At 63.1% G+C, this 2828-nt stretch carries 3 protein-coding genes; 2 read left to right on the top strand and 1 reads right to left on the bottom strand.

Annotated features, from left to right (window positions below):
* Nucleotides 1-256 (top strand): DinB family protein (locus tag WBB85_RS22365; RefSeq protein ID WP_432640774.1); only part of this gene is annotated, 256 nt, incomplete at its 5' end.
* 17 nt (nt 257-273) lie between these two features.
* On the opposite strand, the gene WBB85_RS22360 is transcribed toward WBB85_RS22365, so the two are convergent.
* Nucleotides 274-1407 carry an alpha-hydroxy acid oxidase gene (locus WBB85_RS22360; RefSeq protein WP_432640773.1) on the bottom strand — a complete coding sequence of 378 codons (1134 nt, stop codon included), beginning with the start codon at nt 1405-1407 and terminating at the stop codon, nt 274-276.
* A 103-nt stretch (nt 1408-1510) separates the two neighbouring features.
* On the opposite strand from WBB85_RS22360, the gene WBB85_RS22355 reads away from it, so the two are divergent.
* A partial coding sequence (locus WBB85_RS22355) for an ATP-dependent helicase (RefSeq protein WP_432640772.1) occupies nt 1511-2828 on the top strand: 1318 nt, incomplete at its 3' end.

Here is a 2828-nt window from a genome sequence, read left to right as displayed (position 1 = left end):
GGCGATGGACCGCTGGTGGGGCGCGCATTTTGATGCGTTGGACTCCCGGGCCGTGCAAGAGGACATAGAATTCACCTGCATCTTTGGCGGTGCCGGGCGGATGAGCCGGGCAGAGATTGTTCTGCATCTGGTCAACCACACCAGCTATCACCGCGGCTTTGTCGATGATATGCTGGGGCGGATCCCGGCCTCTTCCCCGGCCTGCGACTTTCCGGTCTCTCTGCAGGAAATGCAGCGGGATGCTGCCAGCGTCTGATAGTACAGGCGCTACATTCAGGTAATCAGAGCGCCGGGCAGATCTGCGAGCGTTTTTGCCCCCAACTGGCCCATATTCGCCACCATATCCTTGGCGAGAATGTCGACAAGATGGGCGGGCCCATCCGCGCCGAGGGCCCCCAGCGCATAGTGCCAGGCACGCCCAAGCATGACGAAATCGGCGCCCAGTGCGATGGCGCGCAGGATGTCGAGCCCACCCTCGATCCCGCTGTCGAAGATAACGGGCAAGGTGGTTGCGGCGCGGACTTGTGGCAGGGCTTCGATCGTCGCGGGGGCGGCGTCGAACTGGCGGCCGGCATGGTTGGAAACCCAGATCGCGTCGACACCTTCGTCCTGGAGCCGCGCCGCATCTTCGGCCCGCAACACACCCTTGACGATCAGCGGCCCCTGCCACGCGTCGCGCAGCGCCTTGATATGGTCCCAGTCGGGCGAGGTGCGCAGAAGATAGCCGATATGAGCAGTTGAGGGGAGGCTGACCGCGTTTTCCGCATAGCCTTCCATTAGCCGCATCCGGGGCATGCCCATCCGAAGCGTACCCAACACCCATGCGGGCCGTAGCGCTACCTGCGCCAACAGGCGCGGCGTCAGTTTCGGAGGCTGGGTCAGGCCCGACCGGGTCTGGCGTTCGCGGCGGCTGGCCACAGGCACGTCGACGGTCAAGATCAGCGCGTTGAACCCGGCATCCCTTGCGCGTTTCAGCATATCGGAGCGAATCTGCGGGTCGCGCGGCACATACATCTGGAACCAGCTATGTTTGCCCAGAACCGGGGCCACGAATTCTGGTGTCTGGCTGGCTACGTTCGAGATCGAATAGGGCAGCCCCGCCTTGCCCGCCGCCGTCGCCAGCAGACGTTCGGCATCGGGCCAGATCAGCCCCGACATGCCGACGGGCGCGATGCCGAAGGGCAGGGGGAACTCATGGCCGAAAAGCTTGGTGGACAGGTCGGGCGTGAATTCCCCATGCAGGATCGAGGGCCGGAACAGCACTTCGTCCAGCTTCGTCCGGTTGCGCCTGAGCGTCGCTTCGTTCCCGGTCGCGCTGTCGAGATATTCCCAGACGAAATGCGGGATGCGGCCCCTTGCACGGGCTTTCAGGTCAGAAACCGCGGGGTAGCGCTGATGCAGGTCCATGGCGGATTTGTTCCGGTGCGCGCGGAAAAAGTCCAGCGGAAGGGTTAGAACAGAGTGTGAACTTCTCTTTAATTCGTTTCCAGATGCGGCTAGATTGCCACCCATGAGCACATTCGACGATACCGACGCCTTCAAAGGCGCATCGCTTTCCGCCCGCGCCATGGCCGCGCGGCCACTGGCAGGCAGGCCCGTGGGCGGGGCCTATCTTGACGGCCTGAACCCCGCGCAGCGGGAGGCGGTAGAGGCGTCGGAGGGGCCGGTTCTGATGCTGGCGGGCGCGGGGACTGGCAAGACGCGGACACTGATGGCGCGCGTGGCGCATCTGGTGGCGAGCGGTCGGGCGCGGGAAAATGAGATTCTGGCCGTAACCTTTACCAACAAGGCGGCGCGCGAGATGAAGGAGCGGCTGGCAAGGCAGCCCTTCGCGATTGCGGAGCCCTTGCAGTGGATGGGCACCTTTCATTCCATCTCGGCCAAGTTATTGCGCCGGCATGCCGAACTGGTCGGGCTGAAGACCAGTTTCACCATTCTCGATACGGATGACCAGATCCGCCTCTTGAAGCAACTGATTGCCGCCGCCGATATCGACGAAAAACGCTGGCCTGCCCGGATGTTGGCCGGGCTGATCGATGGCTGGAAGAACCGGGCGCTGACGCCGCAGAAGGTGCCGTCCGCCGAATCCTCGGCCTTTGATCATCGGGGCAGCGAGATTTACGAGGCCTATCAGGCGCGGCTTTTGACCTTGAATGCCTGCGATTTCGGCGATCTGCTGTTGCATTGCGTCACGCTTTTTCAGGCCCATCCGGATATTCTGGCGCAATATCAGCGGCGGTTTCGTTACATCCTTGTCGATGAATATCAAGACACCAATGTCGCGCAGTACATGTGGTTGCGGCTCTTGGCGGCGGCGCACAAGAACATCTGCTGTGTGGGCGACGATGACCAGTCGATCTATGGCTGGCGCGGAGCCGAGGTGGGCAATATCCTGCGGTTCGAGAAGGATTTTCCCGGCGCGCATGTGGTGCGGCTGGAACAGAATTACCGCTCGACCGAGCATATCCTTGCCGCCGCTTCGGGCCTGATCGCGGCCAATGAGGGGCGGCTGGGCAAAACCTTATGGACCGAGGCCAAGGGCGGCGAAAAGGTGCGGCTGATCGGCCATTGGGACGGCGAGGAAGAGGCGCGCTGGATCGGTGAGGAGGTCGAGGCCCTGCAGCGCGGCACCCGAGGGCGCGATCCGGTCAGTCTGAACAGGCAGGCGATCCTTGTCCGCGCCAGCCACCAGATGCGGGCCTTCGAGGACCGGTTTTTGACCATCGGCCTGCCTTACCGCGTCATCGGCGGCCCGCGTTTTTCCGAGCGTCAGGAAATTCGCGATGCGATGGCCTATTTCCGCCTCGCCGTGTCGCCCGATGACGATC

The sequence above is a fragment of the Albidovulum sp. genome (assembly GCF_049646345.1).
Taxonomy (GTDB): Bacteria; Pseudomonadota; Alphaproteobacteria; order Rhodobacterales; family Rhodobacteraceae; genus Albidovulum.
This window is presented reverse-complemented; position numbering and strand designations above follow the sequence as displayed.